At 65.2% G+C, this 14615-nt stretch carries 9 protein-coding genes; 6 read left to right on the top strand and 3 right to left on the bottom strand.

Annotation, left to right across the window (positions count from 1 at the left end):
- Window positions 1–10 precede the first annotated feature (10 nt).
- Window positions 11–2974, top strand: a complete 2964-nt coding sequence (gene ppdK, locus QX121_RS29425) for a pyruvate, phosphate dikinase (RefSeq protein ID WP_315813702.1) — start codon at window positions 11–13, stop codon at window positions 2972–2974.
- 438 nt (window positions 2975–3412) lie between these two features.
- Window positions 3413–4894 carry a cell wall hydrolase gene (locus QX121_RS29420; RefSeq protein WP_315776176.1) on the top strand — a complete coding sequence of 494 codons (1482 nt, stop codon included), beginning with the start codon at window positions 3413–3415 and terminating at the stop codon, window positions 4892–4894.
- 4 nt (window positions 4895–4898) lie between these two features.
- On the opposite strand, the gene QX121_RS29415 is transcribed toward QX121_RS29420, so the two are convergent.
- From QX121_RS29415 to QX121_RS29405, 3 genes are all read right to left on the bottom strand, one after another.
- The gene (locus QX121_RS29415) at window positions 4899–7244 is read right to left on the bottom strand and encodes an ABC transporter substrate-binding protein (protein WP_315757114.1); all 2346 of its coding nucleotides are present in this window, start codon (window positions 7242–7244) and stop codon (window positions 4899–4901) included.
- A 152-nt stretch (window positions 7245–7396) separates the two neighbouring features.
- Window positions 7397–8290 (bottom strand): SEL1-like repeat protein, encoded by an 894-nt coding sequence (locus QX121_RS29410; RefSeq protein ID WP_315813701.1) that lies wholly within the window; start codon window positions 8288–8290, stop codon window positions 7397–7399.
- A gap of 849 nt (window positions 8291–9139) precedes the next feature.
- Window positions 9140–10738 (bottom strand): L-aspartate oxidase, encoded by a 1599-nt coding sequence (locus tag QX121_RS29405; RefSeq protein WP_315813700.1) that lies wholly within the window; start codon window positions 10736–10738, stop codon window positions 9140–9142.
- A gap of 357 nt (window positions 10739–11095) precedes the next feature.
- Between QX121_RS29405 and QX121_RS29400 the strand changes: the two genes are divergently transcribed.
- From QX121_RS29400 to QX121_RS29385, 4 genes are all read left to right on the top strand, one after another.
- Window positions 11096–12343, top strand: coding sequence for an MFS transporter (locus QX121_RS29400; protein ID WP_315757070.1), 1248 nt, complete (start codon window positions 11096–11098; stop codon window positions 12341–12343).
- 64 nt (window positions 12344–12407) lie between these two features.
- Window positions 12408–13394 carry an MDR family oxidoreductase gene (locus QX121_RS29395; protein ID WP_315813699.1) on the top strand — a complete coding sequence of 329 codons (987 nt, stop codon included), beginning with the start codon at window positions 12408–12410 and terminating at the stop codon, window positions 13392–13394.
- 114 nt (window positions 13395–13508) lie between these two features.
- Window positions 13509–14192, top strand: coding sequence for a hypothetical protein (locus QX121_RS29390; protein WP_315796872.1), 684 nt, complete (start codon window positions 13509–13511; stop codon window positions 14190–14192).
- Between the two features lie 176 nt (window positions 14193–14368).
- Complete coding sequence (locus QX121_RS29385) at window positions 14369–14602, top strand: DUF6894 family protein (protein ID WP_315739975.1); 234 nt, start codon at window positions 14369–14371, stop codon at window positions 14600–14602.
- Window positions 14603–14615 lie beyond the last annotated feature (13 nt).

Genomic DNA, 14615 nt, shown 5'->3' with positions numbered 1-14615 from the left:
GAAGCACCTCATGGCCAAAGCGGTAGCGAAGTCTAAGAAAGTTACAGCGAAATCAAAGCCTTCCAAGCCGGGCAAGGCCAAGACCGCAGCACTCGCTCCACCGCGCAAGGCGCTCAAGACGGCGTCGAAGCCCGTCGCCAAGGCCCCGGCCAAGGTCGCGCCCAGGTCTGCACCGAAAGCGCCAGTGAAAACCGCTCCGAAGAAGCCGGCCAAGACGGCTGCCAAGCCGGTCGCCAAGGCTGTGAAGGCGTCGGCTGCGAAGGCCCCGGCCAAGAGCGCGGTCACCGCGATCAAGCCGAACAAGTGGGTCTACACCTTCGGTGACGGTAAGGCCGAAGGCAAAGCCGGCCTGCGCGACCTGCTCGGCGGCAAGGGCGCCAATCTGGCCGAGATGGCCAATCTCGGCCTGCCGGTGCCTCCGGGCTTCACCATTCCGACCTCGGTCTGCACCTACTTCTACGCCAACGACAAGACCTATCCGAAGGAGCTGCAGTCGCAGGTCGACAAGGCGCTCGACTACATCGGCAAATTGACCGGCAAGAAGTTCGGCGATCCGGAGAACCCGCTGCTGGTCTCGGTGCGCTCCGGCGCCCGCGCCTCGATGCCGGGCATGATGGACACCGTGCTCAATCTCGGTCTCAACGACCAGACGGTGGAAGCGCTGGCACAGCTGTCCGGCGATCGCCGCTTCGCCTTCGACAGCTATCGCCGCTTCATCACGATGTATTCGGATGTCGTGCTCGGCTTCGAGCACCATCATTTCGAGGACATCCTCGACAGCTTCAAGGACACCCAGGGCTATCAGCTCGACACCGACCTGAGCTCCGAGGACTGGGAGATGCTGGTCGGCAAGTACAAGGACGCGGTCGCGCACGAGACCGGCAAGGACTTCCCGCAGGACCCGCATGACCAGTTGTGGGGCGCGATCGGCGCCGTCTTCTCATCCTGGATGAACACGCGCGCGGTGACCTATCGCAAGCTGCACGACATTCCGGAATCCTGGGGCACCGCCGTCAACGTCCAGGCCATGGTGTTCGGCAACATGGGCGACACCTCGGCCACCGGCGTCGCCTTCACGCGCAATCCCTCGACCGGCGAGAGCAAGCTCTACGGCGAGTTCCTGATCAACGCGCAGGGCGAGGACGTCGTCGCCGGCATCCGCACCCCGCAGGACATCACCGAGGACGCGCGTCGGGAGTCCGGCTCGGACCGGCCGTCGATGGAAGTCGCGATGCCCGACGCCTTCCACGAGCTGATCCGCATCTACACGCTGCTCGAGAAGCACTACCGTGACATGCAGGACATGGAGTTCACGGTCGAGCGCGGCAAGCTGTGGATGCTGCAGACCCGCAGCGGCAAGCGCACCGCCAAGGCGGCGCTGCGCATCGCGGTCGAGCTTGCAAATGAGGGCCTGATCTCGCAGAGCGACGCCGTGCTCCGCGTCGATCCGGCCTCGCTCGATCAGCTCCTGCATCCGACCATCGATCCCTCCGCCAAGCGCGACGTGGTCGCCACCGGCCTGCCGGCCTCGCCGGGCGCTGCATCCGGCGAGATCGTGTTCTCCTCGGACGAGGCCACCAAGCTGCAGGCCGACGGTCGCAAGGTGATCCTGGTCCGCATCGAGACCTCGCCGGAGGACATCCACGGCATGCACGCCGCCGAGGGCATCCTCACCACCCGCGGCGGCATGACCTCGCACGCCGCCGTCGTCGCGCGCGGCATGGGCAAGCCCTGCGTGTCCGGCTGCGGCACCATCCGCGTCGACTACGGCCGCGGCACGATGAGCATCGGCTCCCGCACCTTCAAGACCGGCGACGTCATCACCATCGACGGCTCCGTTGGCCAGGTGCTGGCCGGCCGCATGCCGATGATCGAGCCGGAGTTGTCCGGCGAGTTCGGCACCCTGATGGGCTGGGCGGATGCCGTGCGTGAGACCGGCGTGCGCGTCAATGCCGATACGCCGGAGGATGCGCGCACCGCGATCAAGTTCGGCGCCGAGGGCATTGGCCTGTGCCGCACCGAGCACATGTTCTTTGAGGAGACGCGCATCCGCACGGTGCGCGAGATGATTCTCTCCGAGGATGAGCAGGAGCGTCGCGCCGCGCTCGCCAAGCTGCTGCCGATGCAGCGCGCCGACTTCGTCGAGCTGTTCGAGATCATGAAGGGCCTGCCGGTCACGATCCGCCTGCTCGATCCGCCGCTGCACGAGTTCCTGCCGCACACCCAGGCCGAGGTCGAGGAAGTCGCCCGCGCGATGAACACCGATCCGCGGCGCCTGGCCGACCGCGCCCGCGAGCTGTCGGAGTTCAACCCGATGCTCGGCTTCCGCGGCTGTCGTCTCGCGATCGCCTATCCGGAGATCGCCGAGATGCAGGCGCGCGCGATCTTCGAGGCGGCGGTCGAGGCCGAGAAGCGCACCGGCGAGGCCGTCGGCCTCGAGGTGATGGTGCCGCTGATCGCGACCAAGGCGGAGTTCGACCTGGTCAAGGCGCGCATCGACGCGATGGCGCAGGCCGTGATCCGCGAGACCGGCGCCAAGCTGGAGTACCAGGTCGGCACCATGATCGAGCTGCCGCGCGCAGCGCTGATGGCCGGCCAGATCGCGGAGGCCGCCGAGTTCTTCTCGTTCGGCACCAACGATCTGACGCAGACGACCTACGGCATCAGCCGCGACGACGCCGGCAGCTTCCTCGGCGCCTACGTCGCCAAGGGCATTCTCGAGATCGATCCGTTCATCTCGATCGACCGCGAGGGCGTCGGCGAACTGGTCAAGATCGGCGTCGAGCGCGGCCGCGCCACGCGACCCAACCTCAAGGTCGGCATCTGCGGCGAGCATGGCGGCGATCCCGCCTCGGTCGCGTTCTGCCACAAGGTCGGCATGAACTACGTGTCGTGCTCGCCCTACCGCGTGCCGATCGCGCGCCTCGCCGCTGCGCAATCCGCGCTCGGCAAGGAGATCGCGAGCCAGGCCTGATCCTGCTGCGATCGATCTGATCTGACGAAGGCCGGCACATGTTGCCGGCCTTTTTCATTGGTGAGGGTTCGTCGCGATGCGGCGCGCACGTGACGCAAGGTGCACTTCTTCTCCACCACTGCCGTCATTCCGGGGGCGCTCCGGAATGACGAGTGGAGAGAGCGAACGTCGCAGGCCGATGGAACACTCCGCCTCATGATGTGCAGATGATTTTCATTCACCGCATCTGTTGACTGAATGTTCACCCGTTCTCGTCGGTGCGCCATTTACCACGCATATCGATCGCTCGGCGCTCTGCAACTTCCCCGCTTGCCTGTTTCACAATTGCAACGCGGATTAACTCCTCGGCAACCTAAACCCGATACGAAGAGAGAAGATCGAATTGCACGGAAGCACTGTTGTTCGGTCGATCCAGTAAGCGTTGCGTTGAGCGTATCGATGTTAGTTCTGCGTCCCGATCCGAAGGGCGCGCGATTTGCGTCCTTCGGACTCGGTCTCTGCGTCTTCGCTCTGATGCCGACAGAGACCGGGTATCAAGACATCGCTTCTCTGCTCGCCCGCCAGCCGGGCGTCGCCGAACGCTGGCAGAAGCGTGTGTTCTCGGCTGCGGCCTCCATTCAGCTCGCCACCTATAGTTTCGGTCGTCCGATCGGAACCTCGGCGCCGCAGGCGGTGAGCATCCGCCTCGCAAGCCTCGATGGGCGCGATCTCGACATCACCGGATCGACGCCGCGCAATCCGGCGCTGCAGGTTCCGCCACGCTATCAGGCCTCCGACTTCCCCAAGGTCGATCGCACGCTGAAGGGCGATCGTCTCGTCGTGCGCCCCCCGACGCCGTCGGCGCAGCCGACCGAATCGGCCGCGCCCGTCGAGCCTGCGCCCTCCGAGCCTGCACCCACGCCCTCGACGCAACCCAATTCGAACTCCTCGGTGTTCGGCGCCAAGACGACGGAAGCACCGGCGCAGGCGCCACTCCCGCAGCGTTCTGCACTCGATCCCGAATTGCAGGAGGCGCTGAGCGCGCCGCCGCTCGTGCAGTACGACGCGGCGAAGTCCGAGATCCAGCCATCGGGCGAGCTGAAGCCTGCAGCCGACCAAATTCTGGCAGATGGCGCCGTCAGCTATGACGGCCTCAACATCAAGACGTCCAATCTCTATTTCGGCACGTCGTCGCTGGGCGTTGCCGCCGGAACCATGGAGACATGGCTGCCGGGCGAGGCGCCGCTGATCGTGATGCCGGATCCGGACCTCAAGCCGATGGCGGTGCTGTCACATCCGGCCGACGATGCCGCCAAGGCCGGTGATGGCGGCGAGAGCATCGCGCCGAAAGGCGAGGTCAACACCGACAATCAGCGCGACAGGACTCCGGCCGAACGGTTGAGCCTCACGGACGAGAAGGCGCGCTTCAAGTCCGAGAAGTGCCTTGCCGAAGCGATCTATTTCGAATCCCGCGGCGAGGCGGTGCGCGGCCAGATGGCCGTGGCGCAGGTCGTGCTGAACCGGGCGTTCTCCGGCTATTATCCGACGACGGTGTGCGGCGTCGTCTACCAGAACAAATACCGCCACTTCGCCTGCCAGTTCACCTTCGCCTGCGACAACAATCCGGATGTGATCCGCGAGCCCGAGATGTGGGATCGCGCCAAGAAGATCGCGAAGGCCATGCTGGACGGGCTGATCTGGCTGCCGGAGGTGGGCAAGTCGACCCACTATCATGCCTATTGGGTGCGGCCGTCCTGGGTCGCCGAGATGAAGCGCATGTACAAGTTCGGCGTTCACACCTTCTACCGGCCGAAGAAATGGGGCGACGGCAGCGACGCGCCGAGCTGGGGCACGCCGCAGCAGACCGCGGCCATTTCGGCCGAGCTCACCGAGGCCGCCAAGAGCGAGGCCGAGAGCAATCCGAACTGGACGCGGCGCTAATCATCTAGCGACGCGTCGCATTCCACTCGAGAAAGCGGCGATACAACTCGGTCTGGCGCGCCTGGTCCGGCGGCGTTGCGGCCGCCGGCTTTGCCGTGACAGGAATGCGCGGGGACGGTGCGGCGGCCGCGACCGGCTTCGACGGTTTAACGGTGGCCGTAGTGGCCGCCGGAATCCGTGTCGTCCCATCGAGCCATTCCTGCGCGGCCCGGAACCTGGTCCAGCCGGCGACCGGCGCGCGCGGCGCCATCTCCTGCCATTTCGGATGGAAGGGAGGCCGCTGCAGCTGCGACATGCGCGAGAACAGCGACTCGACCAGCAGCGACAGCCGGCGATCGCGGTCGCTTCCCGGCTGCCAATTATACGACGCCAGGATTGCCTCTGCTGCGATCGTTTCCACCGACTCGGAATTGGAGATCAGGTTGGGGTAGTCGTCCGCGGTGAGCTTGGATGGAAGGTAATCCTCGCGCAAGGTCTTGTCGTAGCCGACCGGGACGAGATGCAGATTGGCATCCGTGATCTGGCTGAGCCAGGGCACCGGCTTGCCGTCGACCGCAATCATCGCGTCGATCTCCCCCTTGCGCAACATTTCGAGCGCGATGCGCGGCTCGATATAGAGCAGATGCGGCTTGATCTCGAGCCGCTCGAACACGTTGATCGCGGTCACGAAGGTGCTGCCGTCCGGCAGGTCGACCGCAACGGTCTTGCCGTCGAGCTCCCGCATGGTGCGGATCGATCGCGGTGCCAGAACATGCATTTCCTCGTTGAACATCTTGGTGACGTAGACGAGCTGATTGCGGATGTTGCTCGCGAAGTCCTTGCGTTCGAGATAGGACAGCGTGTCCTTGCGCACGATTCCCACGTCGACGCCCTTGAGCATGAGGATGTCGGCCACCGCCTGAACCGAGCCGCTGCCGAGGACCGGCATGACCCGCAGGTTGATGCCGTCATTGAGGACCGAGGCGACGTCGGCGCCCATCTGGGAATAGGTGCTGCCATACGAGCCCGTCATCAGGCTCACCGTATTGGCGTTGAGCTGGCTCGCGAGGTCCCGCTTGGCCGACGCATAGCGGAAGATCGCCTTGAAGGAATCGCTGACCGCACCCGGGTCGATTCCGCTGCGCACCGGCCCGAACCGTTCCCAATGGCCATCGACGAAACGCTTCATCTGCATCTGCTCGATCGGCGCGTGGTCGCTGGCGCTGGTATTGGCGACGATCCCGGGAATCAACATGGGAATTGGCGTCCCCTTCAAGGAACGCGCCTGCCTCATGATGTTGTCGCGGGAGAAGTCGTCGCCGCAATTGCGCAGGACCGCAACCATCAGGTTGGCAAGCGCGTAGCCCACGATTCCCAAGCTGTTGTTCTTGCTGATTGCAGGCGCGTAGCGATCCATGAACGCGGACCACTCGGCGAAGCCGGGATCGCCGCCCTGCACACCGCCCTCGTACAGGATGGTGGCGGAAAGCAGTCCTTCCGCGTTCTGCAGGCCTGCAGGCTGCAGCACGGTGGCAACCGAATCCGAAACCGTGGGGATGATGTGCTCGGGTCTCCAGCCGAGCTCGGCGAGGCGGCGGATCGCGAGCACCGTGAATTTCGGGGTGCTGACGTCGACCAGGATGTTGGCTCCGGCGGTCTTCAGCTTCGCGATCTGCTGATTGATGTCGGCATCGGTGACCGCGTAAGCCGCTTCCGCGACGATCGGCAGCTTGCCGCCGAGCCCGTCCTTCAAACCCTTCAGATAGTCCTTGCCGAACTCGTCGTCTTGATAAAGTACACCGATGCGCGTGCCACCGGCATGTTGCTCGAGCAGATATTGCGCGTGAATATGAGCTTCAATCTGGTAGCTGGGTTGCGCTCCCATGGTCCAAGGATAGTCGCGAGGCTGATCCCAGATCGAGGCGCCGGAGCCGACGAACAATTGCGGTATCTTGTTCGCGTTGAGATAAGGCCGCACCGCCGCGCTGGTCGCTGTTCCAACGCTCGCAAAGATGACGTCGACCTTGTCTTCCTCCACCAGCCGTCGTGTCAGCTCCACCGTCTTCTGCGGATTATAGCCGTCGTCATAGGAGATGTAGGTGATCTTGCGGCCCCTGATCCCGCCCTCGTCATTCACCTTCTGGAAATAGGCGGAGATGACCTTGCTCACGCTGCCGTAGGCGGCGGCCGGCCCGCTGTAGGGCGTCGTATTGCCGATCCGGATCTCGCCCTCGGCAGCACGCGCCAGGCCTGGCACGGCGGCAAGCACGAGGAGCAACGCCACGGTCGGAGAACCCGGCGCGCCAAGCAGCCGAGGACCACGGGGCGCCGACGACAAGGCCGGTTGCAACAGACGATCAAACATTCCCATCATGGACCTCATCACGCAACACAACACTTTGCGGGGACGCGCGTCGCCCGCACGACACCATCGACCAGGATCCGGCGGTCCGCGCCCCGCCGCAATTCCTGCGCAGCGACCGGCGTGAGACCGCGCTGGATCACCCGGTTTCGAAGCTCGGGTCACTCGAGCCGCCGTCGAGCCTCGAGTGACCCGAGTTCGGCGGCTCTCGCGTACCAGGCGTGGGCCTTGGCCGGATCGGGCGCGACGCCAACGGCTTTCAGGTTGGACAAGATCGCGGGGTCATAGGTGCCGGCCAGCGTCAGTGATGCTTCGGCGTCCGCTTCCGCGACATGCGCCAGGATCAGGCGGGCACTCGCAACGTCGCCCGCGCCGATGAGATCGCGTCCGCGCTTCAGCATTTCGCTGATCTCGTTCTTGGTCAGCGCAGACGCGGCCGCCGGTGCAGGGCTCCTGGTCGCGATGGTCCGAGATGCTTTCGGCGGAATTGACTGCGGGGTCTCGCCTCCGCCCGGAGCCGGCTTGACGATCGGGACCGACGCCACGATCGAATCGGCCCGTCCGATCGTGTGCGCCGCGGCGTCCAGCGATGCTTGGCCGTCATCGGATTTCGATTTCCCCGCTGTCCCGAAGTTTCGGGGAGACGATGAAGCGGTCGCTTCAGACTTCGTAACTGTTTCAATGTTCGGAGCCTGCATGATGCGCACCGCAAAGAACGCGAGGCACGCAAGCGCGGCCACTGCGGCACCGAACCGGAAAACAGAATCGAATTCGAGCCGTTCGGGCGGAGGTGGAGGCATCACGACGGGATCGAGTGAAGGGATCTGCCAGGATCGGTCCGCTTCTGCTGGCGCCATTGGCATCGGCGCATCGTCAACCGCTGAAGCGGTTTGCCACCACGGCCGGGAGAGATCGGTGGCCGCATCCTCATCAGGCGCAGACGTCGCATGCGCGAGGCTGTTGGACAAAGCGGCAGGCTTTGCCGGGCGCCAACGTTCGCTCTGCGCATCACCCACGGTGATCCGCGATCCGCTACTCCGCAATAAGGAACTCATCCTCAACTACTCCTGCGGACACGCGCCATCGCGTCGCCCCGCAACACTCCCTGGACCGTTTGGCGCCTTTCTGCTCGGCGACTCGGCTTCCAAACCGGCGGCGAGACCGATGACCGAATCTATGGCCATGCCAAGCGGTGAATCGGCGATCTGGCAGCCGTAATTCCCATTTCCTCGTCAGCAGGACGGACAAAACGCGCGCTACTACTTGAGCACCGCTAAATTTCGACCATCTCTTTTTCTTATTTGTACAGGTTCTGCGGTTCTTTTGCCGAAATCATGGCGAACCTGTCCAGCCATTTAGTTGGTGCTGGTAAATGCCGTCGGCGCCGGGGCGCACGAGATAATGCGGCGGCGTCTGGCCGAGAACGATCTGAAGCCATGGCGCAGGAGCATGTGGCGTATCCCCACAGATCGATGCGAATTAGTCGCGCGCGTAGAGGATGTGCTCGATCCGTGCGGCGATTCGCATCAGCGTCAGCCGGTGATCTGCTTCGACGAAATGCCTCGTCCAACTCATTGGCGAGGGCCGCTCAGATCGTGCGCGTGATGAGGACGAGCACCAGCGCAACGGTACGGCCGATTTGTTCGTCCAGCGCCCGCGGATCAATGGATGCACGCGGCCGACACGGCACGCACTAATTACATCGTGCCTGCTCCCAAATACCGGCGAGGCAGCAAATAACAACGAGTCGTAATATCTGTATTGGGCGACGATGGCTGCTTCGTCATGAGCACCGTCATTCCGGGACAAGGCCGCAGGCCCTGAACCCGGAATGACGGTGGTCACGAATGACGGTGAAAACGCGACTGCCGAGCTCCGTCGTGACGCAGTCGGATCAGCTCTTGCTACGCGCTCAACGGCCGCGACTGCCGCGCCGTCGGCCGTGCCGCGAGCTCGTCGGCGATCTCGCGGGCAGCGGCCAATGTGGTCATCGTCCGCTGCGCGAAACTCGGATTCTCCGCGGGGCAGTCGGCGCGGCAATGCGCACCGCGGCTCTCGCGCCGGCTCCAGGCCGCGGTGGCAATCAGCAGCGCGGCGCTCGCCATGTTGCGCAGCCTCGGGCTGCCGGCGTCGCGCTCCATCCTGGCAATCGCGGCGATGGCCTCCGCCAGCCGCTCCTCGTCGCGGATGACGCCGAGCTGCGCCGTCATCGTCTCGCGCAGCGAGCTCGCCGCAGCGCCGGCACAGGGGCCGGCCGGATCGGCGAACGCAATGTCCTGTAGCGTGGAGGGCGCGGTGAACGTCCGGCCGGAGATATCCGCGGCGATCCGCTGGGCGAACACCAGCGCGGCGAGCAGCGCGTTGCCGGCGATGTGGTTGGCGCCGTCCGTTGCCGTCGCGGCGACTTCACCCGCCGCCCAAAGCCCCTCGATCGAGCTGCGGCCCTGCGCGTCGACCGCGATCCCGCCCATGTGGAAATGCGCCGCCGGCGCCACCGGAATCGGCTGCCGGGTCGGATCGAGCCCCGCGGCGGTACAGGCCCGGTGCAGCATCGGATAGCGTTCGGCGACGTCGTCGTCGAGCACGTCGCGTGCGTCGAGAAAGGCGCCGCGTCCGGCGATGATCTCGGCCATCACGCCGCGCGCCACCGTGTCGCGCGGGGCAAGATCGACCAGCGGATGGCGCGGCAGCATGAAGCGCTGGCCGCGCCGGTTGACCAGGATGGCGCCGGCGCCGCGCAGGCTCTCGCTCACCACCGGCGCCGGATCGTGACCGGTCATCATCGCGGTCGGATGGAACTGGACGAACTCCGGATCGGCAATCACCGCGCCAGCGCGCGCGGCGATGGCGAGGCCGATGCCGGTGGCGTGCGGCGGATTGGTGGTCGCGGCGAACAGACGGCCGATGCCGCCGGTGGCCAGCACGATTGCCGGCGCCGCGATCAGCACCGGCGCGGCCGCATCGTCGTCGGTCGGCCGCAGTTGCAGGCCACGCACCGCGCCGTCTTCCGTCAGCAGCGCGTCGGCGACATGGCCCTCGATGATGCGGATCGAGGGCGTTGCGCGCACGGCTTGAGACAGCGCGGTGATGATCGCCTGTCCGGTGAAGTCTCCGCGAACGCTGAGAATCCGTCGCGCGGTGTGCGCAGCCGCACGAGACGTCGCCAGCCTGCCGCTGTGATCACGATCGAAAGCCACGCCGAGGCGGACCAGGTCCTCGATTGCAGCCGAAGCGTCGCGCGCGAGCGCCAGCGCAGCCGTCGCGTCGACCAGGCCGCCACCCGCAGCGATCATGTCGGCGGCATGTGTATCGGGGCTGTCGCCGGATGACACCGCTGCCGCGATGTCGGCCTGCATCGTCGCGCCGAACGACGCCTCACCCAATGCGGTCGCGGAGATCAGCGTGACCGGCTGCGGTGCGAGCTTCAGCGCGCAGAACAGCCCGGCAACTCCGGCACCAACGATCACGACGCGGCCGGATGTCTCGATCTGATCGTGGTCCATGTGATGTCCAAATTCCACATTCCGTGCGCATGTGTACCGCGGTACCTGTTAGTTCTTCTTCAGAGACTTCCTTCGCTGTTTATCGGTGTTTGGCGACAAATAGCGGCTGTTCTGAAGGTCACTCTCGCACAGGATGAATCGTCGTTTGCGACTCGCGCATCAGGACGTTTCGCGCCGGGACAAGGACGCATGAGCGAGTTCCGCCGCGGGAACTCGCTTCGGATGACACGTGCTCATGGCTGGCCGCCGCATCGAAATTTTTCATGGCTGGGTTCCGCTTTTGAGCTTGGGAGTTCAATGCAGATGCATTAATCGGAAGGGCGCGGCGGACAGCGACCGCGGCAGGGGAGGACACGGATGTCGGTACAGGCAGGCGATCTCGGCACGGCCTCCCGCAGCCAGAGCTGGCGGACGCCGGTCGTCATCATCGTGTGCGGCTGCGCGATTGCGCTGCTGAGCTTCGGTCCGCGCTCCAGCCTCGGCTTCTTCGTGCAGCCGATGAGCCGTGAATTCGCCTGGGGACGCGACGTGTTCGCGCTTGCGGTGGCGGTGCAGAACCTGTTGTGGGGGCTCGGTCAGCCGCTCGCCGGCGCGATCGCCGATCGTTTCGGCGTGATGCGCGTGATCTGTGTCGGCGCGCTGCTCTATGCCGGCGGCCTGCTGATGATGCGCTATTCCAGCTCGCCTCTGTCGCTGAACATCGGCGCCGGCGTGCTGGTCGGCTTCGGCCTGTCGGGCTGCTCGTTCAATCTCATCCTGTCGGCGTTCAGCAAGCTGTTGCCGCCGGAGCGCCGTGGTGTCGCGCTCGGCGCCGGCACGGCGGCCGGCTCGCTCGGCCAGTTCCTGTTCGCTCCCTTCGGCGTCGCGCTGATCGACCAGTTCGGCTGGCAGAGCGCGCTGATGGTGTTCGCGACGCTGATGCTGTTCATCGTGCCGCTGTCGCTCGCCGTGGCGACGCCGCCGGCGGCCGAGGCCAAGCCGTCGGAGGCCGAGCAGCAGTCGTTCACGACCGCGCTGATGGAGGCGTTTGGACACCGCTCCTACGTGCTGCTGGTGCTCGGCTTCTTCACCTGCGGCTTCCAACTCGCCTTCATCACCGTGCACCTGCCGGCGTTCCTGGTCGATCGTGGCCTGTCGGCGCAGGTTGGCGGCTGGGTGATCGCGGCGATCGGCCTGTTCAACATCATCGGCTCGCTCAGTGTCGGCTGGCTGCAGAGCCGGCTGCCGAAGCGCTACATCCTGTCCTTCATCTATTTCACCCGTGCGCTGGCGACGCTCGCCTTCATCTCGTTCCCGGTCACGGCGGCCTCCGCGATCGCCTTCGGCGCGGTCTCCGGGCTCGCCTGGCTCTCCACGGTGCCGCCGACCTCGTCGCTGGTCGCGATCATGTTCGGCACCCGCTGGCTCGCCACGCTCTACGGCTTCGCCTTCGTCAGCCACCAGGTCGGCGGCTTCCTCGGCGTCTGGCTCGGCGGCATCGTGTTCGAGCGCTACGGTTCCTATACGCCGATCTGGTGGCTCTCGATCCTGTTCGGCGTGCTGTCGGCGCTGATCAACCTGCCGATCGTCGAGAAGCCGGTCGCGCGTGCCGTTCCCGCGACCTGAGTTGCGCGGCCGACCCGATCGGCTAAACATGGCGTGAGACAAAGAAAGCGCAGGGAGTGCCGCTGTGGGAACGTTCAAGGCGATCCGGATCGACAAGGCGGACAAGGGAACGACCGCGACGCTGACGCAGTTCGATGAAGCCGAGCTGATGGACGGTGACGTCACGGTCAAGGTCGAGTGGTCGGCGCTGAACTACAAGGACGGGCTGGCGCTGACCGGCAAGGCGCCGGTGGTCCGGCGCTTCCCGATGATCGCGGGGATCGATTTTGCCGGCACGGTCGAGCAGTCCAGCCATCCCGCCTGGAAGCCGGGCGATGCCGTGATCTGTACCGGCTGGGGCATGGGCGAGACCCATCTCGGCGCCTATGCCGAGAAGGCGCGGGTCAAGGGCGATTGGCTCGTCGGCCTGCCACAGGGCCTGTCGGCCCGGGATGCCATGGCCATCGGCACCGCCGGCTTCACGGCGATGCTGGCCGTGCTGGCCCTGGAGAAGCACGGGCTGACGCCGGCCAGCGGGGCAGTGGTGGTGACGGGCGCGGCCGGCGGCGTCGGCTCGGTGGCGACGGCGGTGCTCGCCAAGCTCGGCTACCACGTGATCGCCTCGACCGGCCGCCTGGCCGAAGCCGACTATCTCAAGTCGCTCGGTGCCGCCGAAATCATCGACCGCAACGAGCTGTCCGGGCCGGCCAAGCCGCTGGCGAAGGAGCGCTGGGCGGGCGGCATCGACAGCGTCGGCTCGCATACGCTCGCCAACCTGCTGGCGATGACCCAATATGGCGGTGCCATCGCCGCCTGTGGTCTCGCTGCCGGCATGGATTTGCCATCGTCGGTGGCGCCATTCATTTTGCGCGGCGTATCCCTCCTCGGCATCGATTCGGTGATGTGCCCGCTGCCGGCGCGCAAGGCGGCCTGGCAGCGCCTCGCCACTGATTTGGATCGCGCAAAACTAGCTGAAATCACTCACGAAATTTCCTTGGACCAAGTGGCGTCGCTGGGGCTGCAGATTCTCGCGGGCCAGGTCCGCGGCCGTACGGTGGTAAGAATATCCTGAGGATGTTCAGACTTTTCAAACCATGCTGCTCCATTGTTGCCATGGTTGGTATGGTAAGCATGGGGTAAAGATACCGCCTTACCCGCTGCGTTGGGTTAAGTGGGAGTTTGATGCATGCTCGCGCGTATATTGCTGGGGACCGTGACCGCCGGTGCCGTGATTGCTCCTGCGGTTGCGGGTTCGATGACAGCCGACGAGGCCCGCAAATTCGTCGCCGGAAAGGTGTTCGCCTTCACCTGCGTCGACGGCACCCGTGGCGCGGGCCGCATCCTCGACGACATGGGCGCGGCGGGCGCGGTGCAGTTCTCCGGCTCTGGCCCGGTGCGTCATATCCGCCTGCCCGGCAACACCCTGCAGATTCGCGGCCAGAACGTTTGCGCTGCCATCAAGGGCATGCCGTTCGAGCCGTGCTTCAACCTCGACAAGAAGGACGACCGCAGCTTCCGCGGCTCGGTCTCCGGGCTCGGCGCCTTCGCCTATTGCGACTTCCAGCATCAGGGCGGAGCCACCATGCTGATGGCGCGCGCCGTGGCGCGGCCGCGCGCCGCGCGCGCTGCTGTTCCCGCTGCCGACGGCTTGCACACCGAAGTGGCGGCGCGGGTCGAGACCCCGCGGGTGGAGCGCAGCAAGGTAGAACCCCTGAAGGCGGATCCTGCGAAGGCCGCCAAGGCGGAAAGCGCGAAGCCCGAAACCGCCAAGCCCGAAACCGCCAAGGCCGAAAACGCGAAGACCGAAATTACCAGATCCGATAACGCGAAGTCGGATGCGGCGCCGGAGCTGCGTCGCTCGACCGATTAGTTGTTAGTTCACCGACTATTGAAAAACCAGTCCCCTATTAACATAGAGCAATATTTTAAGCTGACCGCACGTTAGTGGTCATTGCGCCGTAGTCGTACGGAATCTTAAATTCATGCCTCGGTAGTGACTCGTGTGCAGTTTGCAACCAGGGGGGTGGCCCACGAGAAAGGGTCGTTATGTCGCTTTATTTCTTCCGAATCAGCCAGGGCCGCTATTCTGGCGCTGCTGATCAGCCTTATGAATTCGCCAACCGGGAAACCGCCTGGAACGAGCTGACGGCTGTCTGCTCCGACCTGATCGGTGGCATCTCGAAGTCGTTGCAGCAGGGGGCCGAGTGGCAGATGGAGCTGCTCGACGAAGCCAAGCAGCCAGTGTTCCGGATCCGCCTGATGTCCGAAGCGGTCGGCTGAGTTCCAACTGTCC

The organism is Bradyrhizobium sp. SZCCHNR2028, from assembly GCF_032380995.1.
GTDB lineage: Bacteria > Pseudomonadota > Alphaproteobacteria > Rhizobiales > Xanthobacteraceae > Bradyrhizobium.
Note: the sequence above shows the minus strand (reverse complement) of the source record. Positions and strands in the feature narration are given on the sequence as shown.

Coding starts and splice junctions, on each gene's coding strand:
- QX121_RS29400 (WP_315757070.1), top strand. CDS start 11,096: ATGTCGGTACAGGCAGGCGATCTCGGCACGGCCTCCCGCAGCCAGAGC.
- QX121_RS29405 (WP_315813700.1), bottom strand. CDS start 10,738: ATGGACCACGATCAGATCGAGACATCCGGCCGCGTCGTGATCGTTGGT.
- QX121_RS29420 (WP_315776176.1), top strand. CDS start 3,413: ATGTTAGTTCTGCGTCCCGATCCGAAGGGCGCGCGATTTGCGTCCTTC.
- QX121_RS29415 (WP_315757114.1), bottom strand. CDS start 7,244: ATGGGAATGTTTGATCGTCTGTTGCAACCGGCCTTGTCGTCGGCGCCC.
- QX121_RS29410 (WP_315813701.1), bottom strand. CDS start 8,290: ATGAGTTCCTTATTGCGGAGTAGCGGATCGCGGATCACCGTGGGTGAT.
- QX121_RS29385 (WP_315739975.1), top strand. CDS start 14,369: ATGTCGCTTTATTTCTTCCGAATCAGCCAGGGCCGCTATTCTGGCGCT.
- ppdK (WP_315813702.1), top strand. CDS start 11: ATGGCCAAAGCGGTAGCGAAGTCTAAGAAAGTTACAGCGAAATCAAAG.
- QX121_RS29390 (WP_315796872.1), top strand. CDS start 13,509: ATGCTCGCGCGTATATTGCTGGGGACCGTGACCGCCGGTGCCGTGATT.